Raw genomic sequence first — 26289 nt, 5'->3', positions numbered from 1 at the left:
TCTACGCGGCTCTGGAAACTGAAGCCATGGCCGCGTAACTAAACCAAATCAGCCTCCGGCAAACCCGGCGCGGTTCATGCTTACAGTTTACCGATCGTGGGGAATCTTCGTACCCTTTATGATGCTGGTGTGCACTTAACAGAGGGCCGCTATCTTGAAGCATTGGATTCCGCTTTGAATGGACTACCGGTTGTAGGTGGGGCTTATCGGGCGGGTAAAGCGCTGGTCGAGGGAGAACTGGTTGATGCCGCATTCCACGCTGTAGGTGCAGCACTTTCGTTTAAGGGAGCAGGTGGAATGGCGGCTAGGGCGCGAGCGCTGGGCAAAGGCAACCTGAAGCAGTTTGCCGGCAAAATCAAAATGAAGAACTCTAAGAATGCATTGCGCACCATTGCCGAGCTCGAACCAGGCCCCGGCAAGCCTTCGCCCGCAGACGGCGGCATTGAAAATACCAAAGCCGCGATTGATTCCCTCATTCATACCGAGCAGGCGTCGAAGCAATTTACGTCGCCCCCTCAAGCGACTTCGACTCCGGCAGCGCAGCCTGTAGCCAATGGGAACGATGCGGCACAGCCTGACACAGAGGTGCGCGAGGCGTAGGCTCTAGCGGCAAGTTCGCCTCTGGATTTGCATCACCATCGGGTGACCTATTGGTCGCCCGCTGCGCGTTCGCTTTCGTGGAAGAAGTCGATACTATGCCTTGACAATTCGGATGGTTTTCATACTAGATTTTGATGTCACGGTGCTTCCGAGTCGATCCCGGCCTGGAAGCTAAGAGGGAAGCCGGTGAGAGGCCGGCGCTGCCCCCGCAACTGTATGCAGCGAGCCGCTGCCGCGTAACGCCACTGGTGCTTCGGCGCCGGGAAGGCCGGCAGAAGGCGATGACCTGCGAGCCAGGAGACCTGCCGTGATCGCGCTTTGAACGTCCACGGGCGGGGTGTCCCGGCGGTGCGCTCGTCACGGCTGCCTGCTGTGTCTTGCCCGCATCTGTCGAAATGCCCCGCTGAGCTTTCACCACGGGGGTTTTTGATGTCGGCGACTGCCTTACGAATTTCCAACGGAACGGAGAACGTTCCTGTCCATCCACCGGAGCATATGAGGGAGCGGGCGCAGCCCGTTTGGCGCGTCATCCGCCGCAACGCAGCGGTCACGCCTTTCGACCCGGCCAAGATCGCGGTGGCGCTGACGAAGGCGTTTCTGGCCGTCGAGGGGACGGCTGCCGCCGGTTCGCGCCGCGTCCACGACACGGTGGAGGAACTGACGGCGCAGGTGGTCTCGGCTCTGACCCGTCGGGGCGAGGCGGGCCGCGCTTTCCACATCGAGGAGATCCAGGATCAGGTCGAGCTCGCCTTGATGCGCGGCGGGCATCACAAAGTGGCCCGCGCCTATGTGCTCTACCGCGAGGAGAGGGCGCGCGAGCGGGAGGCGAGCCGGGCGGGCGAACCTGCGCAGCCGGCACTTCAGGTGACGCTGGAGGACGGGACGAGGGCGCCGCTCGACGAGGCGCGGCTTTCGCGCATCGTGGCGGAGGCCTGCGAAGGGCTTGATGGAGTCTCTGCCGAGGCGATCCTCAACGATGCGCGGCGCAACCTCTATGACGGCATTACGCTGGATGAACTGTCCCTGGCGCCGATCCTCGCGGCACGCGCGCTTGTGGAGACCGAGCCGAACTATTCCTTCGTAAGCGCGCGGCTGCTTCTCGACAAACTCCGCCGCGAGGCCCTGACCTTCGTGGAAGGCCGGCCCGCGCAGGCCACGCAGGAGGAAATGGTTGAGCGTTACCCGGCCTATTTCGAATCCTTCATCAAGGCCGGCATCGAGGCGGAGATGATCGACCCCGAGCTGGGCCGCTTCGACCTCAGGAAATTGGGCGCGGCGCTGAAGCCGGAGCGCGACCTTCAGTTCCAGTATCTCGGGCTACAGACGCTCTACGACCGCTACTTCCTGCACAGGGACGATGTCCGCTACGAGCTGCCGCAGGCCTTCTTCATGCGCGTGGCGATGGGGTTGGCGCTGCGGGAGATCGATCGCGAGGCGAGGGCGATCGAGTTTTACGACCTCCTCTCCTCCTTTGATTTCATGTGCTCAACGCCCACGCTGTTCAACGCGGGCACCCTGCGGCCGCAGCTTTCCTCCTGCTTCTTGACGACCGTCTCCGACGATCTCGACGGCATCTTCAAGGCCATCAAGGACAATGCGCTTCTGGCGAAGTACTCGGGCGGGCTCGGCAACGACTGGACGCCGGTGCGCGGCCTCGGCGCGCGCATCAAGGGCACCAACGGCAAGAGCCAGGGTGTCGTCCCTTTCCTGAAAGTCGCGAACGATACCGCCATCGCCGTCAACCAGGGGGGCAAGCGCAAGGGGGCCGTGTGCGCGTATCTGGAAACCTGGCACATCGACATCGAGGAGTTTCTCGACCTCAGGAAGAACACGGGCGACGACCGCCGCCGCACCCATGACATGAATACGGCCAACTGGGTGCCGGATCTCTTCATGGAGCGGGTGGAGGCAGACGGGGAGTGGACCCTGTTCTCGCCGGATGAGGTGCCTGATCTGCACGATCTCTATGGCCCGGCCTTCCGCGAGGCCTACGAGGCCTACGAGGCGAAGGCGGCGCGCGGCGAAATCCGTGTCTTCAAAACGGTGAGGGCGGTGGACCTGTGGCGGCGCATGCTCACCATGCTGTTCGAGACGGGCCACCCCTGGATCACGTTCAAGGATCCCTGCAACCTGCGCTCGCCGCAGCGGCATGCGGGTGTGGTGCACTCCTCCAACCTCTGCACCGAGATTACCCTGAACACCTCAAGGGATGAGGTTGCAGTCTGCAACCTCGGCTCCGTCAACCTCGCCGCGCATGTGAGCGAGAAGGGGCTCGATCTTCAGAAGCTGGAGCGCACGGTGACCACGGCCATGCGCATGCTCGACAACGTCATTGACATCAATTTCTACACGATCCCCGAAGCACGCCGCTCAAACCTGCGCCACCGGCCTGTGGGTCTCGGCCTCATGGGCTTCCAGGACGCGCTCCATATCCAGCGCATCCCCTATGCCTCGGAGGCGGCGGTGGAATTTGCCGACCGCAGCATGGAGGCAATCTCCTATTTCGCGATTTCCGCGTCGGTGGAGCTTGCGCGCGAGCGCGGCGCCTACCAGAGCTTTCCCGGCTCGCTGTGGTCGAAGGGTGTGCTGCCGATCGATTCCAACGCCTTCGTGGACGAGGCGCGCGGCTTCGAGGGCATGGACCGCAGCACGACGCTGGACTGGGAGGCGCTGCGCGCCCGCGTGGTCGAACACGGTATGCGCAATTCCAACTGCCTGGCCATTGCGCCAACGGCGACGATCTCCAATATCTGCGGCGTCTCGCAGTCGATCGAGCCCGCCTACCAGAACCTGTTCGTCAAGTCGAACATGTCCGGGGATTTCACCGTCGTGAATGCAGCCCTCGTGCGCGACCTCAAGGCTCGCGGACTGTGGGACGAGGTGATGGTCTCCGATCTCAAGTACTACGACGGTTCGCTTGGCCAGATCGACCGCGTGCCCGATGACCTGAAGGCGCTATACGCCACGGCTTTCGAGATCGACCCCTCCTGGTTGATCGACGCAGCCTCGCGCCGGCAGAAGTGGATCGACCAAGCGCAGTCGCTCAACCTCTATATCGCCAACCCATCCGGGAGGAAACTTGATGAACTCTACCGGCTTGCCTGGAGGAGGGGGCTGAAGACCACCTACTACCTGCGCTCCCGCTCCGCCACCCATGTGGAGAAATCGACGCTCAAGCGTTCGGACGGGAAGCTCAATGCCGTGGCCGTGTCACCACCGCCGGCCCTGAACGGCGCGCACGTTCAGGCCTGCGCCATCGACGATCCCAACTGCGAGGCGTGCCAGTAAAGAGCGCCGCTCCCGCATCAACTCGCCCCCACTCCGGTTGCTTCGCAAACCACCTCTCTCCCGATCGACGGGGGAAGAGGAAACCCGGCTACCGCGTTTTGCGCTCCTCTACCCCTCCGTTTCGTGGGGCGAGGAAGCGCCGGCCGCTGTGAAGAGGACCCTTCCTCTCCCGCACATTGCGGGCGAGAGGTGGCGAGCGCAGCGAGCCGGAGTGGGGGCGACAGCCCAATCCGCAGGGGCGGACCAGTCGCCCGCAGCGCCGACATTGAGAAAAACTCCGGAGAAACATAATGCTCAACTGGAACGAGTTCAGCACCAATCCTTCCCAATCAGCCCCCGCGGGCGAAGCTGACGCGACCGGCCTTGGCGCCATCGACCGGGGCGCGGCGCGCGTATCCGTGGACGACAAGCGCATGATCAACGCGCGCGCCGACGTGAACCAGCTTCTGCCGCTCAAGTACCGTTGGGCATGGGAAAAGTATCTTGCCGCCTGCAACAATCACTGGATGCCGACGGAAGTCTCCATGCAGGCGGACATCGCGCTCTGGAAGTCAAGGGACGGCCTGACGGAGGACGAGCGGCGCATGGTCAAGCGCAATCTCGGCTTTTTCGCTGCCTCCGAGTCGCTGGTGGCCAACAACATCGTGCTTGCCATCTATCGCCATCTCACCAATCCCGAATGCCGGCAGTATCTTCTGCGCCAGGCCTTTGAGGAGGCGGTGCACACCCACACCTTCCAGTACATCGTCGAAAGCCTCGGGCTCGACGAGGGCGAACTGTTCAACATGTATCGCGAAGTGCCCTCCATCACCGACAAGGCGGCGTGGGCGCTGGAATACACGCGCCATCTGGACGATCCGAATTTCCGCACCGGCACACCGGAAGCAGACCAGGCCTTCCTGCGCGATCTGGTAGCTTTCTACGTGGTATTCGAGGGAATGTGGTTCTACACCGGCTTTGCGCAGATCCTTTCGCTCGGGCGGCGCAATCGCATGGTCGGCATTGCCGAGCAGTACCAGTACATCCTCCGCGACGAGAGCCTCCATCTCAATTTCGGCATCGACGTGATCAACCAGATCAAGCACGAGAACCCGCACCTGTGGACCAGGGAGTTTCAGGAGGAGGTCCGGCAGATGCTGAGGGAAGCCACGGAGCTGGAAGTCGCCTACGGGCGGGACACGATGCCGCGCGGGCTGCTGGGGCTCAATGCGGGCCTCTGCGAGCAGTACATGCACTTCATCGCCAATCGTCGGTGCTCGCAGCTCGGTCTCGAACCGATCTTCCCCGAGACGGAAAATCCGTTCCCCTGGATGTCCGAGGCCATGGACCTCAAGAAGGAGAAGAACTTCTTTGAGACGCGGGTGATTGAATATCAGAGCGGCGGCGCGTTGAGTTGGGATTGAGCCGTGTTTTGTTGATCCCCGCTCCGGTTTGCTTCGCAAATCACTCTCCCCCGCTTGCGCAGGGGAGAGCAATCACCGATGGCGCCCATGGCAAGCCGTGGGTGCTCTCCCCCGCTTGCGCAGGGGGAGAGCAACTGCTTGGTTTCAGACGGCTTTCCCTGCCGTTGTCGCGGCGACTCCGGTCAAGGCCCGAGACGGTGAGGGAGACGTTCGACGTCAAAGATTGTACCGGTTCTCCCCACGGCCCGAGCGGAGGATGGCGCGGCCTCTTCCGCGCACCCGCCCGAAATTCGGCGTTCCGGCAATATAACTTAAAGACATAAACATTTCTTTATATCTTTCTTGACTTGCTCCGGCCTTTGAAGGAACCTTTCCCTGTCGTGGTGCTCCGGCGTGCCGGAGCCAAGAGGGAATTCGGTGCGCCCGCATTGGCGGGCAAGGCCGAAGCTGCCCCCGCAACTGTAGGCGGCGAGCCCTGCTTCGAGATGCCACTGGGAAACCGGGAAGGCGAAGAGGGCGCAGGAGCCGCGAGCCAGGAGACCTGCCACGGCGAATGAACCGTCCACGGGCGGGGTGTCCCGGTGGCCGCTGCGAAGCGTGAGCCGCTTTGCAGGCGTCCGTGCGCCCATGCCCCTTGTCTTTGAAGGGGAGAAACCATGTCGCAAATTCCCGTCGCCACACTCGGCGTGCCGCGCATCGGCCGCCGCCGCGAGTTGAAATTCGCGCTCGAAGCCTACTGGGCCGGTAGGATTTCACAGGCCGAGCTTCTTTCCGCCGCTGCCAGGCTGCGCGAAGAGCATTGGCTCATCCAGAAGGCCATGGGCGTGACCGTCATCCCTTCCAACGATTTTTCGCTCTACGATCATGTGCTTGACACGGCCGTGATGGTGGGAGCGATCCCGCAGCGATACGGATGGGATGGGGCCGCTGTCTCACTTGACACCTATTTCTCCATGGCACGCGGCAGCCAGGGCAGGCCCGCGGGCTGCTGCCATGCCGAAGGCGAAGGCGTGCCCGCGCTGGAGATGACCAAGTGGTTCGATACGAACTACCACTACTTGGTGCCGGAATTCTCGCCAGATCAGGAATTCCGGCTCGTCTCGACCAAGCCGCTCGATGAGTTCAACGAGGCGAAGGCGCTCGGAATTCACACGCGCCCGATGCTTGTTGGTCCCGTCTCTTTTCTTAAGCTCGGCAAGCGCACTGATGGCGGCGATCCGCTGGCGCTCTTGCCTCGCCTTGTACCGGTCTATGCCGAGCTTCTTCGCCGGCTGGCCGAGGCTGGCGCGGCTTGGGTGCAGATCGACGAACCCTGTCTCGTTCTGGATCTCTCCCAAGATGAAAAGCGGGCCTATGCCTTTGCCTATGAGGCGCTTGCCGCCGCAGGCGGGCCGAAGCTGATGCTCGCCACCTATTTCGGAGCGCTTGGAGACAATCTACCTGCGGCTGCCGTGCTTCCGGTCGCGGGCCTGCATCTCGATCTTGTGCGGGAGCCGGAGCAGCTCGAGCCTGCGCTTTCCCTTCTGCCGGAGAATTGCGTGGTGTCGCTCGGCGTGGTGGATGGCCGCAATGTTTGGCGCGCCGATCTTGCCGCCCTTCTCGACCGGCTCACGCCGGTGATCGCCTCGAGGCCCGGCCGTGTCGAGCTTGCGCCTTCCTGCTCGCTGCTGCACGTGCCCTTCGATCTCGCGCTTGAGACCTCGCTCGATCCGGAGCTCAAGAGCTGGCTCGCCTTTGCCGTGCAGAAGGTGGAGGAGCTGGTAGCGCTCTCCCATGGCCTGACCTCAGGCCGAGAGGCGGTGCAGTCCCTGATCGACGCCGCCTCACGAGCGCTCGCTTCGCGCGCCTCCTCGCCGCGCGTGCACGATCCATTGGTCGAGGGGCGGCTCGCCGGCGTGACGCCGGAGATGGCCCGCCGCTCCGTTCCCTTTTCAGAGCGAAGGGCCTGCCAGCGGGAGAGGCTGAAGCTGCCTCTTTTCCCCACCACGACGATCGGCTCCTTCCCCCAGACGGCCGAGGTGCGCAAGGCACGCGCCGCCCACTTGAGGGGCGAGATGAGCTACGTCGATTACGACGCGTTCCTGAAGAGGGAGACGGAAAAAGCGATCCGGTTTCAGGAAGAGATCGGGCTTGACGTGCTCGTCCATGGCGAATTCGAGCGCAACGACATGGTGCAGTATTTCGGCGAGCAGCTTTCGGGCTTCGCCGTCACCCGGCAGAGCTGGGTGCAGAGCTATGGCTCGCGCTGCGTGCGTCCGCCGATCATCTACGGGGATGTGTCGCGTCCGCGCCCGATGACGGTGGGTTGGGCGCGCTTTGCCCAGTCACTCACCGACAAGCCGGTGAAGGGCATGCTCACCGGGCCCGTCACCATGCTGCAATGGTCTTTCCCGAGGGATGACGTTCCGCGCGAAACGGTGTGCCGGCAGATTGCCCTGGCGCTGCGGGACGAGGTGGCGGATCTGGAGGCTGCCGGCATTGCCGTGATCCAGATCGACGAGCCTGCGCTTCGTGAAGGCCTGCCGCTGCGGCAGGCGGACCGGTCGGCCTATCTCGATTGGGCCGTGGAGTGCTTCCGCCTCGCATCCAGCGGCGTGAAGCCGGAGACGCAGATCCACACCCACATGTGCTACGGCGAATTCAACGACATCATCGATGCCATCGCCTCCATGGATGCCGATGTCATCTCCATCGAGACCTCGCGCTCCCGGATGGAGCTTCTCAAGGCCTTCCGCGTCTTCCGCTATCCGAACGACATTGGCCCAGGTGTCTTCGACATCCATTCGCCGCGTGTGCCGCCCCTTGATGAGATGGCGGCGCTGCTCCGCAAGGCGAAGGACGGCCTCGATCGGCGGCAGATATGGGTCAACCCGGATTGCGGTCTGAAGACGCGGGCGTGGGAGGAGGTGCGCTCCAGCCTCGCCAACATGGTCTTTGCCGCCCGCAAGTTGCGCGAGGAAGTTCAGGCAAGCGCGTCATAGACGAGCTTCGTTGCCAGCAGCGCAAGTAGAATCAGTATCGCGCGGTCGAAGCTTTCCTTCGAAAGCCGCCGCGCGAGCGCCGCACCCACCGGCATGAAGGCGAGGATCGGGAGAACGGCGGCGAGGCTCACAAGCGCGCTCTGCCCGGAAAAGAGACCGAAATAGACGAGGCTCACTATCTGCAGCGCCGTGATCGTGACGAAGAAGAGGGAGATGGTGCCGATAAAGGTCGGGCGCTCCAATCGCATGGCGTTGAGAAACGAAATGGAGACAGGCGCCGAAATGCCGGAGGAACCCTGCAGCATGCCGGCGGCAAGTCCCGCAGGCAGGCTCAATCGGCTTGCGAGCGGATAGGCGATCTTCCAGTCAGGCCGCGCGAGCCGGAGCGCGATATAGATGTAGACCGCGCCCGCGACGAAAAGCATGAGGACCCGCTGCGGCAGGAAGGCGAGGATCAGCGTGCCTGCCACCACGCCCGCGGCACCCGCCAGCGCGAAGGTGAGCAGGAACCGCGCTGGCAAGAGATGTTTCCGGAAGTGCCAGCCCTGCCACAAATTGGTGAGCAGGTTGGGCATCAGCATCACGACCACGGCAACCTTCACGTCGAAGATCATCGCCATGGCGGGCACGGCAAGCACAGGCGCGCCCGCGCCCGTCGCTCCCTTCAGGATGCCCCCGGCCGCAAGGCAGGCGAAGATGATAGCAAGATCGGTCAGTTGCAGTGTCACGGATTCATTCCGGGCATGTCCCCGCCTCTTTAACCTTCCGCCACAGCGCCATCCACCTGTCCCTTCCGCCGCAGCGCTACAGTTGCAGATCAATACTTGTCCGACACCGCGATATTCAGCTCCAGCACCGCCTGACGCCGCTCCTTGCGGATCACTTCGACGGCACGCTCGAGGGCGGCGGGGAAATCGTCGCCATGGTCCACCCGTTCGACATAGGCTCGGCTTGCCGCGGCGATCTGGGTGTAATCGGGTGATGGCTCCAGCGAGGTGAGCGGCATGCGGTTCATCTTCACGGCAGCGCCATCGGGATAGCTGTTGGCGACCGAGCGGCGCACAGCATTCCACATACGGTTGTTCTTGATGATTGTAAGCACCGGCAACTCCAGCGCCTCCGCGATCTGATGGCAGGCGACGGGATTGGCGAAGATGTAGGAGCCGTCGCCCACGCAGGCGATGACGAGCCGCTCCCGGTCCGCAAGCTGCGCGCCGAGGGCGGCTGGAAGCGCCCAGCCGAGCCCACCCGAATGGGGGTTGTTGAAGAGGCGGTTCGGCCCCTTCAAATCCATCATATGCGGAAGCACGCCGAGCTCGCTGAAGACGATCGCCTGCTCGTCCATGATGTCTGAGATGCAGCGGCTCATCCATTCCGCCGACATGGGGCTCGACCGGCCTTGCGCGGCAAGTTCCGCCGCATCGCGCCTGCGCCGCTCGCTCGCCTGCCGGTAGAGAGCGCGGCGCTCCTCCGCGTGCGGAGACGGTGTCATGGCCTCGGCCAGGGCGGCAAGCCCTACTGCCGTGTCACAGGCGATCGCAAGATCCGCCTTGTGGCCACGGATGGGCATGCGGCGGAAGTGGGGATCGGGGCCGAGCTGGATCACCGTCGTTTCCGTCGCCGGCCGATGGAGCGATTCCATCCATGGCACTCCGCTATCGACGACGAGCACCACATCCGCCTCCGCGAGCGGTCCCTTCACGTCATAGCCGAGCAGCATGGGATGGTGCGAAGGCATGACATTGCGAATGGAATAGGGCTCGACTACGGGAATCGCGAATTTCTCCGCAAGGCTCGCAAGCAGCGCGCCCACGCTACCGGAAGGATCGCCCCGCTGGCAGAGGATGAGCGGCCTCCTGGCCGCGCTCAGCAGGCGCGCAGCTTCCTCGATTGCCGCAGGGTCGGGGTGCGGTGCAGTTGCCGGCGGCACCGGCGCACCGATGGCGATCTCCGCCGGTATGGTCTCCATCAGCGCCTCGCGCGGCAGGCTGATATAGACCGGCCCTCTCGGCTCGCTCATGGCCAATGAGACGGCGCGGGCAGCCAGAATTTCGCCCTGCTCGGGATAGCGCATCTCGTAGCGGAACTTCACCACGTCGGCCACGATGGACGACTGGTCGTACATCTCCTGCCCGTACTGGATCGGGGTGACGCGCGAGCCACGCCGGCCCCTTTCCGTAATTGGCGTGCGCCCCGACATCACCACCACGGGGACGTCGTCGCTAGCGGCGTTGATGACGCCCATTGCGGCATTGGCAAGACCGACATTCACATGCACCATGATTGCCTGCGGGCGGCCGGTCACCAGATAGTAGCCGTGAGCCATGGCCACGCTCGCCGTCTCATGCGGCACGGTCACGGGTGTCGGCACGTCATCCACATCGAGCGTGGCAAAGGCCTCGATGATGGGCGGGAAATCGGTACCCGCATTGGCGAAAAGATAGTCGATGCCTGCGCGCTTCAGCCCAAGCAGCAGCGACTCGGCGCCGGTCAACTGAGAGTCCGGACGGGAACCATGTGCTTCGTGATGTCGCGACATCCCTTCCTCCTTGAGGCGCCGGGAAAGGTGAACGGAAGCGCGCCGCTCTTCGACTCCCGGCTGCTTTGCTCAGAATGACCTTGAAAAATGCGCTCAAGCAAGTGCATGATGGAACAATAATCTCATTTTGAGGGATTTTTGTCTCATCCTTCAGGGCGAGTTATGCGGAGGAAAGGGAGGAAAAGATGAAACGCCATCTCGCTTTGGCCGTGCTTTCGGCCGTACTTGCCTTCGGCACTCACGCCTCGGCCCAGACCGTCGGCATCGCCACGTCGAACCCCGGTTCGATTTTCCACAACATCGGCACGGCCGTGGCCAACGCCGCAAACCAGGCGGGGCTGAATGCGACCATCCAGCCGGCCACCAGCCCCAATCAGTACATTCCCTTCGTGAATTCCGGCGGCATCGAGTTCGGCGTCGCCAACCTGCAGGAGGTGAACTACGCGCTGGAGGGCAAGGAGTGGTTCTCCGGCAGCGTCAATCCGGATTTGAGGATCGTCGGCCTCGTCATGCCGCTGGTGGAGGCGATCTTCGTGCGCGCCGACTCAGACATCCACACGATCGCGGATCTCAAGGGCAAGCCGATGGTTGACGGCTATACGGCGCAGAACACGATCCTGCCGCAGCTTGACGCCATGTACGCTACCGCCGGCATGACGCGGGCCGACATGCAGCCGGTCCAGGTGCCGAGCGTGGTGGCGGGCGCGGATGCCTTCATTGCCGGCGATTCGGTCGGCTTCATCTTCGCCCACGGCGCTGGCAAGGTGCGCGAGGCGGACGCCGCGGTTGGCGGCCTGCGCGCCCTGCCGATCGAGGCGACGGAAGAGAATCTGCGGCTTGCCCGGCAGTTCTGGCCGGTCGCCTTCTTCGTCGAACTGGAACCGGGGCCGAATCTGCCCGGTGTACTGGAGAAGGCGACCTACTTCGCCTATCCGCAGGTGGTCTTCACGCACGCCAATGTGCCGGACGATCTCGTCTATCAGATGACGAAGGTGCTTTATGAGAGCAAGGACGTCATGGCGAAGACCTTCCCGTCCTTCAACAACTTCAACCCGGACGACATGGTGGGTGAAATCGCTCCCTCGGAGTATCATCCCGGTGCGATCCGCTTCTACAAGGAATTGGGCCTCTGGAAGGACTAGGGCAAGCGGATGTCTGACGTGATCGAAGGGAAGGCCGGTTTCGGCCTTCCGCCTGCCGTTTGGCGTCCCGTAGCGAGCGTGCTGGCTATCTGCCTTACGCTCGTTGCTGTCCTCTGGTCGCTGAACGTGCCGCGCGCCCTGGGGCTGGCCTTTTATCCGCAGCAGTTCCTCGCGCTCATTCTTGCCCTGGCCATGCCCCTCGCATTCCTGATGCTGCCTTTCCGGCGGGGGGAGGAGCGCGATACTGTCCCATGGTATGACGCACTTTTCGCGCTGATTTCGTTCCTGGCCGTCGTCTTTATCGCCGTTCGCTATCCGGTACTCGTCAACCTCATCTTCTCGAAGCCTGCGGGCGCGTATGTCCCGGGCCTGATCTCTATCCTGCTTCTGCTCGAAGCCCTGCGCCGGACCACCGGCCTCTCGCTCGTGATCATCATCGGCGTCTTTTTGCTCTACGCGCTGTTTGGCGACCTCGTGCCTGGCCGTCTCGCCGGCCGTCCGCAGGACTGGCGGATGCTTTCCGGCTACATGGCCTTCGACGTGAACGGGATCTTCGGTATCCCGATGGCGGTGGCCTCCACTGTCGTCGTTACCTTCATCCTGTTCGGCAGCGTTCTGGGCATCACGGGTGGCTCGCGCTTCTTCACCGACGCCTCGCTTCTGGCCATGGGCCGCTTTCGCGGCGGGTCGATGAAGATCGCCGTTCTGGCGTCCATGCTTTTCGGCTCCATTTCCGGCTCGGCCGTCGCCAATGTGACGGCGACCGGCATAGTGACCATCCCGCTCATCAAACGGGGCGGATATCCGGCCCACAAGGCCGGAGCGATCGAGGCCGTGGCGTCGACCGGCGGCCAGCTCATGCCTCCGGTCATGGGGGCCGCCGCCTTCCTGATGGCGGAGTTTCTGCAGGTTCCTTACGCTGAGGTGGCGCTCGCCGCGTTCATCCCGTCGGTGCTTTACTATGGCGCCCTCTTCGTCCAGGCGGACCTGGAAGCGGCCCGTGCAGGCATCTCCCGCGTCAGCAAGTCGGCGATCCCGGAGAAAAGGGCGGTGCTCGGCGGCCTGCACTTCATCCTGGCCTTCGTCGTGCTGATCGGCGCGTTGTTCGTGCTTCTGTGGCAGCCCGAGCGCGCAGCACTTGCGGCGGCCCTGACGGCGGCGGTGACCGCGCTCGTCTTCGGCTACAGGGCAGTGCGGCCGAAGCTTTCCGCGCTCTTCACCGTGTTCGAGGACACGGGCAGATCCGTGGTCGAGATCATTATCATCTCGGCTGCTTCCGGCCTTGTCATCGGTGTTCTCAACGTCACGGGATTGAGCTTCAACCTCACTTACGCGCTGGTGCAGATCGGCGGCGGAAGCGCCATCGTCCTCCTGGTCCTGTCCGCGATCGTCTGTATCATCCTGGGCATGGGCCTGCCCACCCTCGGCGTCTACGTGCTTCTTGCAGCGCTCGTCGCGCCGGCGATGGTGCAGGTGGGCATCGAGCCGATGGCGGCGCATATGTTCGTCCTCTATTTCGGCATGATGTCGATGATCACGCCGCCGATCGCCATCGCGGCCTTCGCCGCTGCGAGCATCGCACAGGCGCCGGCCATGAAGACCGGCTGGGCGGCGGTGAAGTTCGGCTGGGTCGCCTTCATCGTGCCGTTCCTCTTCGTCTATTCGCCCTCGCTGCTCCTGATCGGCGATCCGATGGAGGTAACGATTGCCATCCTGACGGCGGGGCTCGGCGTGTGGCTCATCTCCGCCGCCCTTGCGGGATACTTCATGTCGAGGCTTTCACCGGTACTGCGGGTTCTCTTCGGGTTCTTCGGCCTGATGGCGCTCATCCCGGCGGGGGCTTTCCCGGGCGCCATCTATACCGATATCATCGGCGTCTGCGGCGGAATCGCGCTTCTGGCGATGGAGGCCGTTAGGGCACGGGGCGAAACGAAGAAGGCAGCAACTTGAGCGAAGAGCAGGCGGGAAACAGCCTAAAAAGGGGCCTCGCTATCCTGGAGGTCTTTTCGGAAGAACAGCTTGAATGGACTCCCGAGGAACTCATGGAGAGGCTGGGCTATAGCCGGCCCACCCTCTATCGCTATCTGAAGACGCTGAAGGAAGCCGGCTTTCTGAGTTCCAATCCGAATGCCGGCTTCACCCTCGGGCCCAAGGTGGTGGAGCTGGACTTTCTGCTGCGCAAGTCCGACGCGCTGATCCTTGCCGGGCAGAAGCATCTGAAAAATCTCACCCAGCGATATGCCTGCACTGCCCTTTTAGTGCGCCGCTACGGGAACCGCATTCTCTGCGTCGCCTCGGAACAGTCCGCCGTGAAGCCGCGCAGCAGCTATCCGCGCGGCCGGCCCATGCCGCTTGCCCGCGGCGCGATCGCCCGCTCGCTGATGGCCTTCCTGCCGCGCAGGCGTCTTATTCCCCTCATCGAGAACACGATGGAGGATCTGCGGGACATCGGTCTCGGCACAACGGTTGACGAGGTGCTGGAAAGCCTGAAGCGCGTGAGGAAGGCGGGTTATGCCGTGGCCTTCGGGGAGGTGACACCCGGCGTGGTCGGCATTTCCGCGCCGGTTTTCGATGCCGGCCGCAGCCCCATCGCCGCCGTCTGCGTCACGATCGCGGGACATCTGGTCGACGGCAACACGATCGACGAGATCGCCGCGCATATAAAGCAGGCTGCCGCCGATATCACCAGTGTTCTATCGGACCAGCGGCAGAGTATTGCTGCGCAATAATCTCATTTAGTGAGAAGAATGTTGACTTCTCGGCGCTGACTGCGCATCCTGTCTCGTGTTCCGGACGGGGCGCCCGCGGTGGCTCGCGGCGCGCTCGTGCCCGTTACTTTGGCCGCGTTTTGCGCGCGTGTGATCCATTCGGCAGAAAAGCCCCGGCGAGCGAGGAGCCATGAAGAAGATCGACATTTTCAACCACATCTGGCCGAAGCCGTTTTTCGATGCGCTGATCGCTCATGTCGGTCAGATGACTGACATCACTATGCGCTCGGGCGCCGTGCCGATGATGACCAATCTCGACCGGCGCTTCGAGGTCATGGACATGTTCGGCGAGGATTACGTCCAGGTGCTTTCGCTCGCCTCGCCGCCGCTGGAGAAGATCGCGGGTCCGGAGAAGGCTCTGGAGCTTTCGCGCATCGGCTCCGATTCCATGGCCGAGTTGTGCCAGAAGTATCCGGACCGGTTCCCCGCCTTCATCGGCTCGGCGCCCATGAACAATCCGGAATCGCTTGTCGCGGAATGCCGGCGCGTCATCGAGGAATTGGGTGCTGTCGGCGTGCAGATCTTCACCAATGTCTCGGGCAAGCCGCTCGATCTGCCGGAATTCGAGCCGTTCTTCGAGTACATGGCCTCCACCGGCAAGCCGGTATGGCTTCATCCAGCGCGGGGCGAGAATTTCCCCGACTATCTCACCGAAAAACGCTCCGAGTACGAGATCTGGTGGACCTTCGGCTGGCCCTATGAGACCTCGGCCGCCATGGCGCGCCTGGTCTTCTCGGGCATTTTCGACAAGTACCCTGGCCTCAAGATCATCACCCACCATGCGGGCGGCATGGTGCCCTTCTTCGAGGGGCGCGTGGGCCCCGGATGGGACCAGATGGGCAAGCGGACGACCGACCGCGATCTTTCCGCGGTGCTGAAGGCGCTGAAGCGGCCGCATCTCGAATACTTCAAGGACTTCTACGCTGACACGGCCTCTTTCGGATCGCGCAAGGCCATCGAGCACGCGATCGAGTTCTTCGGCGAGGATCACGTGCTCTTCGCCTCGGACGCACCTTTCGATCCCGAAGGTGGGCCGATGTATATAAGGGAGACGATCCGCATCCTGGATTCGCTCGACGTGTCCGAGGCGACACGCCGGAAGCTCTATCAGGACAATGCGGTGCGCCTCCTAGGCCTGTCGATCTGACGGAAGCATCGTCCTGCCCAAACCGCAAGAATCGGGTCTTCTGTTTGCAGCGGCAATTTTCGGTATACCGAAAATTGCCGCTTTCTTCTGAACCTGCCGCGACCCCTTGGCCTGTCGCCCCATTTCCGTGAAATGGGCGGAAGACCCCTCAATTGCCATCCAAATCATTGTTATAGATGGATTTTCATTGGTAATTGCCCGTCCAGTCGGCTTCCTCGTGACGAAAAAGCACCGCCGAAAATATGCGTGTTGGCAGCCTTGATCCTGCGTTGACAGGACCCATTTGAGATGCATGATTGTATACCAATGGAATTCTGAAGCCACGGAAGGCTGGGAGGTGCCATGCTGACGGCGCAGAAGCACGACGACCGGGAACGGGCCGCTCTGGCCGATCTTCTCCGGACCTATTCCGTCGAGATCACGGCGCATGACGAAAAAGCCCTGAAGGCGGTGGAGAGCACGCTTGCACCCGGCACGGAGGTTTTCATCGCCAATCTGCCGGACGAGCGCGCCGAGGTTCTGGTGGCGGCGGCATTGCGAGTACGCCGGGCAGGGCTCGAGCCGGTTCCCCACATCGTCGCCCGCAATCTGAAAAGCCGTGACGATCTGGATGGCATGCTTGCATCCCTGGTGAGGGACGCAGGTGTCAGCACGGCGCTGATCCTAGGTGGAGACCGGGACCGGAAGGCCGGGAATTTCGAGAACGCGCTTCAGATCATCGAAACGGGGCTTCTCGAGGCGCATGGCATCCGCCGGATCGCGATAGGCTGCTATCCCGAGGGCCATCCGCGCATTCCCGATGAGGTGCTGTGGCAGGCGCTCCGGGCAAAGCTCGATGCCGCCGCGCGCGTGGGGCTTGAGACGGTGCTCGTCAGCCAGTTTCTCTTTGACCCGCAGCCGCTCATCGAATTTGCCCGCGCCTTGCGGCGCGAGGGCATCGAGGCGCCTTTGCGCGTGGGTGTTGCGGGGCCTGCAGACCGCACGAAACTTATCAGATACGCATTGCGTTGCGGAGTCGGTGCGTCCCTGCGCGTGCTGCGTGAGCGTGGCAGCCTGGCGCGCAACGTGCTTGCGGGCGAGACGCCGGACACTCTTCTCGGCGCCGCCGCGGTTGCCCAGAAGGAGGAGCCGGAGCTCGGGATGGCCGGCGTCCATTTCTTCACCTTCGGCGATCCGGCAGGCTCGGCACGCTGGGCTGAGGAAGCACGCAGCGCAGAATGAAAGCCGGGACGGTCCCGGAACAATGATCGTCGGAAATCAGGCTAGGGAGAAAACGATGGCCGCCAAAAATCTGGAAGAGAAGCTTAAAGAAGCCGGCAATGCGGTGGAGATGCTGCGCAATTCGCAGATTGGCGCCTATGTCTACCCTGTGGTGCCGGCGGAATTCACCAACTGGCGTGACGAGCAGGCCGCCTGGCGCAAGACGGCCGTCCTGTTTGACCAGTCGCATCACATGGCGGAGATCATGCTGGAAGGGCCGGATGCGCTGAAGCTCATCGGGCGCCTCGGCATCAACAGCATCGAAAATTTCCCGGTCAACCGCGCCAAGCAGTTCGTGCCGGTGAGCTACAGCGGCCATGTTATCGGCGACGTGATCCTTTTCCGCCTCGCCGAGGAGCAGTTCCTGATGGTCGGGCGCGCGCCCACCATCAACTGGGTGGAGTTCCACGCCAAGACGGGCGGCTACAATCTGACGTACGACCGGGACGACCGCTCCCCCTCGCGGCCAATGGGCAAGCCGGTGGTGCGTCGCCGCTACCGCTATCAGATCCAGGGGCCGAACGCCTGGCAGATCCTGGAGAAGCTCAATGGCGGGCCGCTGCCGGAGATTAAGTTCTTCAACATGGGCGAAATCAATATCGGCAGCCGCAAGGTACGCTGCCTGCGCCATGGCATGTCCGGCGCGCCGGGCCTTGAAATCTGGGGCCCGTATGAGGAAGGCGAGGAGGTGCGTGCCACGATTCTTGAGGCCGGCGCTGAGTTCGGCATCGTGCCGGTGGGCTCGCGCGCTTATGCCACCAACACGCTTGAATCCGGCTGGATTCCCTCTCCGCTTCCGGCCGTCTACACCGACCCCGAGATGAAGGCCTATCGCGAGTGGCTGCCAGCCGACAGCTACGAGGCCACGGGTTCGATCGGCGGGAGCTTCGTCTCCGAAAGGATCGAGGACTATTACGTCACTCCGTACGAGCTCGGCTATGGCCCGTTCGTCAAGTTCGACCATGATTTCATCGGCCGCGAGGCGCTGGAGAAGATCCACGGTCAGCCGCACCGCAAGAAGGTGACCTTCGCCTGGAATGCGGACGACGTGGCCAAGGTCTTCCGCTCCATGATGGAGCCGGGCATCGACAACTACAAATACATCGACCTGCCGTTGTCGAACTACGCTTCCGCGAACTACGACATGGTCACGAAGAACGGCAAGCTGGTCGGCTTCTCCATGTTCTCCGGCTACAGCTTCAACGAGCGTTCGATGCTGTCGCTCGGCATCGTCGATCCCGACATCCAGCTCGGCGACGTGCTCACCCTCGTCTGGGGTGAGCCGGAGGCTGGCGGTGGTACGAAGAAGACCACCGTCGAGCGCCACAAGCAGATCGAGATCCGGGTCAAGGTCTCGCCGGTGCCGTACTCGCGTGACGCGCGCGAGAACTACGCCGACAGCTGGCGCACCAAGCAGGCGATTTGACCCGTTTTTCGGGGCGGGGGCAGCAGCAGGCCCGGGGCGGCGTTACAGCCCGCGGGCCTGCCGGCATCTGGAGACACAGGGGACCACACTTGACAAGCCATTGTGCCCGAACCGTATTTTCCGGGAAGCGGCAACCCTGAGCAACGATCCGATGAGACGAAAGCGCGACAGCCAGACCTTCAAGGCCCTCCTTGGCGTGCGCGATCTGGTGCTGGGCGGCGCCGTGGCCCCCGGAGAGCGCCTTTCGGAGGCGGCGCTGGCCGAGCGGCTCGGCATATCGCGCACGCCGCTGCGGTCCGCGCTCGCGCGGCTCGAGCAGGAGGGGCTCCTGGAGCAGATCCCCTCCGGCGGCTATGCGGTGCGCAGCTTCACCATGGCCGACGTCTTTGACGCCATTGAATTGCGCGGCGTCATGGAGGGAACGGCGGCGCGGCTTGCGGCCGAGCGCGGCGTGGCGCCAGCCCGCATGAAGGCGATCAAGCAGCTTGTCGCCGAGCTCGACAAATGCTTCCGCGAGCGGCCTGAAGATATGCTGTTCGACCAGTATGTGGAGCTCAATGCGGAATTCCACGCCATGCTCGCCGGCCTCTCGGGAAGCGAGATGATGCGGCGCGAGGTGGAGCGTGCTTCCAAGCTGCCCTTCGCTTCGCCCAGCGCCTTCCTCGAAAAGCAGGAAGACGTGCTTGCCTTTCGTCTTTCGCTGGTGCGCGCCCAATGGCAGCACCGGGAGATCGTCTCGGCCATCGAGATGCGCGAGGGAAGCCGCGCCGAAGCGCTGGCGCGCGAGCATGCCCGGCTGGCGCGTGACAACATGGAATTCGTGCTCGACGAGGACCGCAGCCTCATTCCCCGCGTGCCCGGGCTGGTTCTGGTTTCGGCATAGCCGTCGCCGGAGACGCGCAGGCCAAATGGGATAGCGGCTGATATGGCCGGGTGAGCGCCGCCGTTTCGATGACGAAGAAGCGACGTTTGGCGTCGGTTTCGCGGTGCTGGCCGCACGCCGTCCCATTTAGCTTGACGCTTCCAGAAAGGGAGGAGCGCCTTGCCTGTCATCCGTGCCGCCATCTGCCGCGCCTTTGGCGAACCGCTTTCGGTGGAGGAAGTCACCATCGCCAGTCCCGGACCGGGCGAGGTGCTGGTGAACGTCAAGGCCTGCGCGATCTGTCACTCCGACATCTCCTATGCGGAGGGCGCCTGGGGCGGCGACCTTCCGGCGGTTTATGGCCACGAGGCTGCGGGCGTTGTTGAGGAGGTAGGCGAGGGGGTCAAGACGGTCCGGCCTGGGGATCATGTGGTCGTCACGCTTATCCGATCCTGCGGCCGGTGCCACTATTGCAGCCGCGATAGCCTCGTCATGTGTGAGGAGGTCTTCCCGCTCGACCGGCATAGCCCGATCGGCGACGGCAGGGGAGGAAGCTATCATCAGCCCCTGCGCATCGGCGCCTTCGCGGAAAAGGTTCTGGTCCACGAGAGCCAGATGTCGGCGATCCCGAAGGACATTCCGTTTGCCCCCGCGTCCCTGCTCGCCTGCGGCGTCATCACCGGCTATGGCGCGGTGGCCAACACGGCGAAGGTTAAGCCAGGGCAGCCAGTGGCCGTCGTGGGCTGCGGCGGCGTGGGGTTGAACAGCATCCAGGCTGCCGCGATACTCGGAGCCGATCCGATCATCGCCATCGATCTGAGCGACTACAAGCTGGAGGCGGCTCGCCGCTTCGGGGCGACGCATACAGTCAACCCGTCGCGGGAGAATGCGAAGGAAGCCGTCAAGGCTCTCACCGGCCGGAGGGGCGTCGATTTCGTGTTCGTCACCGTGGGGGCGAAGCCCGCCTTCGATCGCGCCTTCGACTACATCACCAAGAACGGGGCAATCGTGGTGGTCGGCATGCCGCCGTCGGGCGTGATGGCGGAATACGATCCCGGCATCCTTGCGGCCTGGAATCAGAAGGTGCTCGGCTCCAAGATGGGCGAGGCGGTCATTTCGCGCGACATTCCCATGCTCGTGGAGCATTACCGCGCCGGCCGGCTGAAGCTCGACGAGCTCGTGACGGGGCGCTACCCTCTCGAAGAGATCAACGCGGCCATTGCCAGTGTGAAGGAGGGGAGGGCGCTCAGAAGCGTCATCGTCTTCGACGGGGCCTGAAGCCCGGAGGCTTTCATGAAGATCACCGACATCAAGACCTTCGTCGTCGGCAATCCGCCGCCGCAGATCGGCGGGCGCTACTTCATCTTCGTGAAGCTTGTGACGGACGGCGGCGTGGTCGGTTACGGCGAAGCCTACAACGCCAGTTTCGGCCCGCACGTGACCGCGAAGATGATCGAGGACGTGGCGGAGCGCTATCTCATCGGCCGCGACCCGCACGATATCGAAACCTTCTTCCGCCGCGCCTACTCCTCCGGTTTCACGCAGCGGCCGGACGTCGCCATGATGGGCTGCGTCTCCGCGCTGGAGATGGCCTGCTGGGACATCATCGGCAAGGAGGCCGGCAAGCCGGTCCATAAGCTTCTGGGCGGGCGGGTGCACGAGGCGCTGCGCTCCTACACCTATCTCTATCCCGCGACGGGCAGCGTCTATCCGGGCGAGACGGATTCGGAACGCAACGTCTACAACGATCCCGATCTCGCGGCGGCTGCCGCGGTCGAGGCGGTGAGGCAGGGTTTCACGGCCGTCAAGTTCGACCCGGCCGGGCCTTACACGGCCTTTGACGGCCACCAGCCGCGGCTGTGCGACATCGATCTTTCCGCCCGCATGGTGAAGGCCGTGCGCGAGGCGGTGGGAACGTCCGCCGACATCCTGTTCGGCACCCATGGGCAGTTCACGGCTGCAGGTGCGCTGCGCATGGCCCGCGCCATCGAGCCTTACGACCCCCTCTGGTTCGAGGAGCCCGTGCCGCCCGACATGCCGGAGGTGATGGCGCAGGTCGCGCGCGCCACCTCGGTCCCCATTGCCACAGGCGAGCGCCTGACCACCAAATGGGAGTTCATGCGGCTGATCGAGCTCGAGGCCGCCTCGATCCTGCAGCCGGATCTCGGCCGCTCGGGCGGCATACTGGAGACCAAGAAGATCGCCGCCATGGCCGAGGCGAAGCATATTCAGGTGGCGCCGCACTGCTATTGCGGGCCGATCGTGGCGGCGGCCAACATCCAGCTTGCCGTCACGCTGTCGAATTTCCTGATCCTTGAATCGATCAAGACCTGGGACGGCTTCCACGCCGAGCTTCTGAAGAAGAAGATCGAATGGCAGGACGGATATGTCATCCCGCCAACGGAGCCGGGCCTCGGCGTGGAGCTGAACGAGGCCATGGCCGAGGCGCATCCCTGGGAAGGGCGCCATCTGCATCTGGAGATGGCACCCGATCCGCTGTCGCGATAGACAGAAGCACCCCCACTCCGGCTTGCTCCGCAAGCCACCTCTCCCGAGAGGAAGGGCGGCCGCCCTGGGTCCCGCTCTCGCTTCGCTCGACCAGGGTGACGATAGAGAGTTGCCGGCCCCGAGCTTGCGAGGAGGAGGCGGAGGGGAGGATTTCGCCATCTGCAAATAGCGCTGCCCTCATTGAGCTGAAGGATCGCAGCGGCTTTCAGGCGTTCAAAATGCCTGCCACCTCTGGACATCCTATAGGTGCAGGTGTAAGCTTGCCTCAATTTTAAAGTGAATTTTCATCACCAATGCATGGATGTAAACAACGATGAGCCACATCCCTCGCGCCATTGGCGTGATCTCCTCCCTTCTATCCGCATGCAGATCGCTTGCCTTGCGCGGCAGGGCTTCACCGGGCGGGCATGAATGCCCGCGAGCACACCGGCAGTGGCAAACGGGCACTTCCGGCAGCGCGCCGGGCAACGAACTTCAGGCGAGGCGCTGGGGAAACCCCTTTCTGTGGCCGAGTCTCGCCTTTCGGGCAGTCGCAGATGCTGGAGCTTCGGTAATTCGGCGCGTCTGTCAGCCTATGGCGGCTCTGCTCATTATCAGTATAGCTGTGATGTTTCAGCTGGCGCTTTCATCAACGCCGGCGCTGGCCTTGTATATTCCGCCTACTTCAAACTGTACACCTGGCCTTAGCTTACCTGTTGCAGAGGGATGGGGTTTCATCGCAACTCCACATTGCTCAACGGTTTCCCTTAACGCAGGGCAATCCGTTTGGCTCCAAGGCAACGTACCGGCTCTTCCCAATGGTGATACACGTTTTGTTACACTTGTAGCTGTGCGTGATACCACAGAACTCTCTGAAGGAATATTCACAGAGCTAGAGGGCTTAACTATAGGCCAAAAATACTCGATACCTATATATATATAAATAACAATCTATCAACGGGCTGGAGAGACGATTACGCTATTGGATGCCAATTGAGGGTTTCGACGAACTCTTCATCAAAAACTCTTAATCCGAAGGGAAACATATGGTCATTAGAGGTATTTGAATTTACCGCGACAAGCGAGACAACGCGACTTACCCTCCTAGCCAATCCTCCAAATCACGATTGCCATGTAAACATAGCCCTTGGCATAACCATGGCACAGGTGGTCAAGACAGGTTCAATCGATCCGTCAGGAGGACGAGATGCGTCAATTATTGACGCCGGGGACATAGCAACGTTTACAATAGAAATTAAGAATATCGGCTCCAGCACCTTCACGAACGTTTCCGTGAGCGATAATTCGCTGAAACGCGGCGATGGCACATCGCTCCCTCTTGCCTCCCCACCAGTCTGGCTATCCAATAGCGCCGGATCACCCCAAGGCACGCTGGCGGCGGGAGAAACAGCCACCTATGAAGTGGTGTACCAGCTTCAACAGGCGGACATAGATGCTGGTGGGATCTCCAATCAGGCTTCAGTCACTACGACGTCTGCCAGCTATGGCGAACAAGTTACGTTATCACGCCCCAGTTCCAATAGCGCGCAAGGTCGAACAGTTCTCTCCATTTCCGCGCATCCAGATATGGCGGTCACTCGCGATGAAGGCAAACTCATCGATGCCAATGGGAATGGCATTGCAGATCCCGGAGAGGTGATCGAATATACATTCACCGTCGATAACACCGGCAATGTGACGCTTACCGACATCACCATCACCGATCCTAATCTTAACGTCTCGGGCGGACCGATTGCCAGTCTTGCGCCCGGAGATACCGATAGCAGCACATTAACCGCCACCTACACCCTGACCCAAGCTGACATTGATTCCGGAGAAGCGGTCATCCCCCCTCACCGGCGGAAGCTATTACCCCAAGTGGGGGCAAGCATAGCACCGACTCTTAGGACAGCGGTGGCAGCCCAGGAGATCCTTCAGTTGTTCCAATTGTAAGGCGCGGGGAGCTCATACTCACCAAGAGTGGCGCATGGACTGATGCCAATGGCAATGGTGATGCCGAGCCCGGCGAGACCATTGAATATGATTTCACGGTCAAGAATACCGGCAACGTTGCACTGACGAATGTGACAGTAGATGACCCGATGGTTTCCGTCAGCGGGTCCCAAACGCTTGCTCCGGGTGCAGTCGCCACATTCAGCGCCACCTATACACTTACCCAGGCGGATACTGACGGCTGGAGAGTGGACAACATTGCTACAGCGGTCGGAACTGCGCCTGACAGCTCCACGGTGGAAAGCGCGTCAGCCCGTTCCACTGTCACGCTACCCGGGGCGCCGACCATTTCCCTGACTAAGTCCGGGCAGTGGATCGATACCGACGGTGATGGGATGGTCGAGGCGGGTGAAAGGGTTGAGTTCACCTTCCTAGTGGAAAACACTAGTAGTGAAAACCTGGTAGACGTGACGGTTGACGATCCTATGGCAGCCGTCAATGAGGCGCCGAAGAATATCAACTCTGGCGCCAGCGCCACCTTCACCGCATCTTATACTCTGACCCAGAGCGACATCGATGCGGGCGAATTACATAACACCGCCACGGTGCATGCCAGCCTGCCGGGCGAAGATCCCTTTCCTGGCGACACGGCCGAGGCGACCGTCACATTTCCTGCAAGTCCCCGCCTGTCGATCATCAAGAAGGGCACGCTCATTGACGCCAATGGCAATGGCGTGGCCGATCCCGGAGAGGAGATCGAATACACCTTCGTCGTCGAGAACACCAGCAATGTGACGCTGACGGATATCGTCCTTGACGATCCGGAGCTCAACATCACCGGCGGGCCGATCCCGAGCCTCGCGCCTGGCGAGAGCGATAGCTCGACCTTCAGCGCCACCTATACGGTCACGCAGGAGGACGTGGACAATGGCGAGCATGTCTCTCCGCCGTCAAGCGGCGAAGGAACGGCACCGGATGGCAGCAAGTACGAGACCGAGTCCCATGACGGCAGCGGCAATAGCGGTGATCCAACCGTCATACCGGTTGAGAAGCGCGCCGCTCTCGCGATCACCAAGACGGGTGAGTGGCTTGACGCCAATGGCAACGGCATGGCCGATGTTGGCGAAGTTATCGAGTACACCTTCGTAGTTCAGAATACGGGCAATGTAGCTCTCACAAATGTCAGCCCCGTGGATAGTGGGCCGGTATTCGGCGGAAAGACTGGCGCTGGCACGCTTTCGGCCTTCTCGCCCGGGCCTGTAGCGCTTGCTTCCGGTGAGTCCCGGACCTTCAACGCCACCTATACGCTCGCGCAGGCCGATATCGATGCGGCGGCGGGCTTGAATGGAGGCGTGAGCAACACCGCAAGGGCACAGGGTACCGATGCGAGCGGCAGCATCGTGCAATCGGATGAGAGTATAGTGCAGATTTCGCTGCCGGCGCCCGAGCCAGTGAAAGTCACGCTTATCAAGAAGTCGGTATTGAAATCCGTACGCCGCGGCGACCACGCTCCGTTCGTGATCACCGCCAGGAACGCGTCCCAGGCCAATGCCGGGGCTGTGACCATCACCGACATCATGCCGGCGGGCTTCCGCTACGTGGAAGGCTCGGCTAAGGTGAATGGCGTCGCCTTCACACCCACCGTAAACGGCAACCGGATCGTCTTCAGCGATCTGGATCTGGGGCCGCAAGGCAGCATCGAGATCCAGCTCAGCCTGCAGGCTCTGAGCTCGGTGAATGCCGGCCAGCATGCTAACCAGGCAACGATCACAAATAGTCATGGTGAAACGCTGGCTCCCACTGCAACTGCGGCAGTGGAGGTCCTGGCCGACACGGCTTTCGAGTGCAGCGATATCATCGGTACGGTCTTCAATGACCTGAATGGCAACGGCTACCAGGATGCGGGTGAGCCAGGTCTGCCGAATGTGCGCGTGGCATCTGCCAAGGGCTGGCTGATCACTACCGACAGACATGGGCGCTTCCGTGTACCCTGTGCCGCCCTACCAGATGCACGGATGGGCACGAACTTCATTTTGAAGCTCGACACGCGCACGCTGCCGACTGGCTATCAGATGACCACCGAGAACCCGCGCGTCGTGCGGCTGACCGCCGGCAAGATGACGGAGGTCAACTTCGGCGCCTCGCTGGGCCGGGAGGTACGTCTTGACCTGACGCCCGAAGCCTTCCTGCCCGGCTCGGCGGAGCTGTCGCAGGCCTGGGCAGCAGGCATCAGCCAGCTGCTGGAGGTGCTTTCCGAGCGGCCCTCGTCGCTGCTGGTCGTCTATCGTGGCTCGGATGCGGACCGTTCGCTGGCCGAACGGCGCATCCGGAATATTGAGACGCTGATCGCCAAACAGTGGAGGCAGAGGGGAAGCACATATCCGCTCAATATCCAGACACGTATTGAGACCGGCTATTAAAAAGACGGAAAGT

17 protein-coding genes and 2 riboswitches are annotated in these 26289 nt (G+C 62.4%); of the genes, 15 read left to right on the top strand and 2 right to left on the bottom strand.

Annotation, left to right across the window (positions count from 1 at the left end; genetic code table 11):
• Positions 1–129: 129 nt before the first annotated feature.
• From NYR54_RS13825 to metE, 4 genes are all read left to right on the top strand, one after another.
• Complete coding sequence (locus NYR54_RS13825; protein ID WP_261516277.1) at positions 130–600, top strand: hypothetical protein; 471 nt, start codon at positions 130–132, stop codon at positions 598–600.
• A gap of 123 nt (positions 601–723) precedes the next feature.
• Positions 724–924: riboswitch (cobalamin riboswitch) on the top strand.
• A gap of 171 nt (positions 925–1095) precedes the next feature.
• Positions 1096–3888, top strand: coding sequence for a ribonucleoside-diphosphate reductase subunit alpha (locus NYR54_RS13820; RefSeq protein ID WP_261516276.1), 2793 nt, complete (start codon positions 1096–1098; stop codon positions 3886–3888).
• 290 nt (positions 3889–4178) lie between these two features.
• Complete coding sequence (locus NYR54_RS13815) at positions 4179–5291, top strand: ribonucleotide-diphosphate reductase subunit beta (protein WP_261516275.1); 1113 nt, start codon at positions 4179–4181, stop codon at positions 5289–5291.
• Between the two features lie 364 nt (positions 5292–5655).
• Positions 5656–5854, top strand: a riboswitch (cobalamin riboswitch).
• Positions 5855–5947: 93 nt separating this feature from the next.
• On the top strand, positions 5948–8272 hold the full coding sequence (metE, locus tag NYR54_RS13810; protein WP_261516274.1) for a 5-methyltetrahydropteroyltriglutamate--homocysteine S-methyltransferase: 2325 nt from the start codon (positions 5948–5950) through the stop codon (positions 8270–8272).
• On the opposite strand, the gene NYR54_RS13805 is transcribed toward metE, so the two are convergent.
• The gene (locus NYR54_RS13805; protein ID WP_261516273.1) at positions 8254–9000 is read right to left on the bottom strand and encodes a sulfite exporter TauE/SafE family protein; all 747 of its coding nucleotides are present in this window, start codon (positions 8998–9000) and stop codon (positions 8254–8256) included. The genes metE and NYR54_RS13805 overlap by 19 nt on opposite strands.
• 89 nt (positions 9001–9089) lie before the next feature.
• Positions 9090–10811, bottom strand: a complete 1722-nt coding sequence (locus NYR54_RS13800; protein WP_261516272.1) for a thiamine pyrophosphate-requiring protein — start codon at positions 10809–10811, stop codon at positions 9090–9092.
• A gap of 185 nt (positions 10812–10996) precedes the next feature.
• Between NYR54_RS13800 and NYR54_RS13795 the strand changes: the two genes are divergently transcribed.
• From NYR54_RS13795 to NYR54_RS13745, 11 genes are all read left to right on the top strand, one after another.
• Positions 10997–11953, top strand: coding sequence for a TAXI family TRAP transporter solute-binding subunit (locus tag NYR54_RS13795; protein ID WP_261516271.1), 957 nt, complete (start codon positions 10997–10999; stop codon positions 11951–11953).
• A gap of 18 nt (positions 11954–11971) precedes the next feature.
• Positions 11972–13903, top strand: coding sequence for a TRAP transporter permease (locus NYR54_RS13790; protein WP_423738616.1), 1932 nt, complete (start codon positions 11972–11974; stop codon positions 13901–13903).
• Positions 13900–14682: an IclR family transcriptional regulator gene (locus tag NYR54_RS13785; RefSeq protein ID WP_261516269.1), complete on the top strand. Its 783-nt coding sequence runs from the start codon at positions 13900–13902 to the stop codon at positions 14680–14682. The genes NYR54_RS13790 and NYR54_RS13785 overlap by 4 nt, the downstream gene beginning before the upstream one ends.
• A 169-nt stretch (positions 14683–14851) precedes the next feature.
• Positions 14852–15868, top strand: a complete 1017-nt coding sequence (locus NYR54_RS13780) for an amidohydrolase family protein (protein ID WP_261516268.1) — start codon at positions 14852–14854, stop codon at positions 15866–15868.
• 342 nt (positions 15869–16210) lie between these two features.
• Complete coding sequence (locus NYR54_RS13775) at positions 16211–17089, top strand: methylenetetrahydrofolate reductase (RefSeq protein WP_261516267.1); 879 nt, start codon at positions 16211–16213, stop codon at positions 17087–17089.
• A gap of 55 nt (positions 17090–17144) precedes the next feature.
• The gene (gene ligM / locus NYR54_RS13770; RefSeq protein WP_261516266.1) at positions 17145–18554 is read left to right on the top strand and encodes a vanillate/3-O-methylgallate O-demethylase; all 1410 of its coding nucleotides are present in this window, start codon (positions 17145–17147) and stop codon (positions 18552–18554) included.
• A 151-nt stretch (positions 18555–18705) separates the two neighbouring features.
• Entirely contained in the window at positions 18706–19437 is a 732-nt protein-coding gene (locus NYR54_RS13765) for a GntR family transcriptional regulator (protein ID WP_261516265.1), read from the top strand.
• A gap of 159 nt (positions 19438–19596) precedes the next feature.
• Positions 19597–20694 (top strand): Zn-dependent alcohol dehydrogenase, encoded by a 1098-nt coding sequence (locus NYR54_RS13760; protein WP_261516264.1) that lies wholly within the window; start codon positions 19597–19599, stop codon positions 20692–20694.
• A 15-nt stretch (positions 20695–20709) separates the two neighbouring features.
• Positions 20710–21924, top strand: a complete 1215-nt coding sequence (locus tag NYR54_RS13755; RefSeq protein WP_261516263.1) for a mandelate racemase/muconate lactonizing enzyme family protein — start codon at positions 20710–20712, stop codon at positions 21922–21924.
• A gap of 1137 nt (positions 21925–23061) precedes the next feature.
• On the top strand, positions 23062–23856 hold the full coding sequence (locus NYR54_RS13750; protein WP_261516262.1) for a DUF7507 domain-containing protein: 795 nt from the start codon (positions 23062–23064) through the stop codon (positions 23854–23856).
• On the top strand, positions 23850–26276 hold the full coding sequence (locus NYR54_RS13745) for a DUF7507 domain-containing protein (RefSeq protein ID WP_423738619.1): 2427 nt from the start codon (positions 23850–23852) through the stop codon (positions 26274–26276). Before NYR54_RS13750 ends, NYR54_RS13745 begins: the two co-directional genes overlap by 7 nt.
• The last annotated feature ends 13 nt before the right edge of the window (positions 26277–26289 follow it).

Origin of the sequence: Chelativorans petroleitrophicus (assembly GCF_025398195.1) — a bacterium.
In the GTDB taxonomy this organism is placed as follows: domain Bacteria; phylum Pseudomonadota; class Alphaproteobacteria; order Rhizobiales; family Rhizobiaceae; genus Chelativorans; species Chelativorans petroleitrophicus.
The sequence above is the reverse complement of the archived record's forward strand: the minus strand, read 5'-3'. Positions and strand labels throughout refer to the sequence as shown.

What these genes read in the sequence shown, in the direction of transcription:
- metE (WP_261516274.1), top strand. Translation starts at nt 5,948, where the DNA reads ATGTCGCAAATTCCCGTCGCCACACTCGGCGTGCCGCGCATCGGCCGC.
- NYR54_RS13800 (WP_261516272.1), bottom strand. Translation starts at nt 10,811, where the DNA reads ATGTCGCGACATCACGAAGCACATGGTTCCCGTCCGGACTCTCAGTTG.
- NYR54_RS13750 (WP_261516262.1), top strand. Translation starts at nt 23,062, where the DNA reads ATGGCACAGGTGGTCAAGACAGGTTCAATCGATCCGTCAGGAGGACGA.
- NYR54_RS13775 (WP_261516267.1), top strand. Translation starts at nt 16,211, where the DNA reads ATGCTGACGGCGCAGAAGCACGACGACCGGGAACGGGCCGCTCTGGCC.
- NYR54_RS13795 (WP_261516271.1), top strand. Translation starts at nt 10,997, where the DNA reads ATGAAACGCCATCTCGCTTTGGCCGTGCTTTCGGCCGTACTTGCCTTC.
- NYR54_RS13820 (WP_261516276.1), top strand. Translation starts at nt 1,096, where the DNA reads ATGAGGGAGCGGGCGCAGCCCGTTTGGCGCGTCATCCGCCGCAACGCA.
- NYR54_RS13780 (WP_261516268.1), top strand. Translation starts at nt 14,852, where the DNA reads ATGAAGAAGATCGACATTTTCAACCACATCTGGCCGAAGCCGTTTTTC.
- ligM (WP_261516266.1), top strand. Translation starts at nt 17,145, where the DNA reads ATGGCCGCCAAAAATCTGGAAGAGAAGCTTAAAGAAGCCGGCAATGCG.
- NYR54_RS13765 (WP_261516265.1), top strand. Translation starts at nt 18,706, where the DNA reads ATGAGACGAAAGCGCGACAGCCAGACCTTCAAGGCCCTCCTTGGCGTG.
- NYR54_RS13815 (WP_261516275.1), top strand. Translation starts at nt 4,179, where the DNA reads ATGCTCAACTGGAACGAGTTCAGCACCAATCCTTCCCAATCAGCCCCC.
- NYR54_RS13755 (WP_261516263.1), top strand. Translation starts at nt 20,710, where the DNA reads ATGAAGATCACCGACATCAAGACCTTCGTCGTCGGCAATCCGCCGCCG.